The sequence below is a fragment of the Aquirufa sp. ROCK-SH2 genome (genome assembly GCF_054558315.1).
Map to the genome: position 1 here is coordinate 1 of NZ_JBPXKB010000019.1, position 357 is coordinate 357.

At 44.0% G+C, this 357-nt stretch carries 1 protein-coding gene; it reads right to left on the reverse strand.

Annotated features, from left to right (window positions below):
- Nucleotides 1–357, reverse strand: a 357-nt coding sequence (locus V7S79_RS12230) for an MBG domain-containing protein (protein WP_459490880.1), incomplete at both ends; no start/stop codon positions are given.

The following is a 357-nucleotide window of genomic DNA, read 5'->3' on the forward strand; positions in this document are numbered from 1 at the left end:
GAATCAGCTGCTAAAGTAGCAACTACCTTATACGTTCCCGCATTTGTTGGTGCTGTTGAACTTGCAGCATAAGTCGTTGAACCTGTTCCTTCGTAAGAATAAGTAACAGCTCCAGATGATCCCGTAGCAGTTGAAGTACTTGGGCCTTGTGCACTACCAGAATAGGTATATGTTGTTGAACCAGTTACCGTAACGCTAGATGTTGTAGCACTAATCGTGAAAGCGAAATCCGCTGATGTTGCTCCTTCGTAATTCGAATCAGCTGCTAAAGTGGCAACTACCTTGTACGTTCCTGCATTTGTTGGTGCTGTTGAACTAGCGCTGTAAGTCGTTGAACCTGTTCCTTCGTAAGAATAA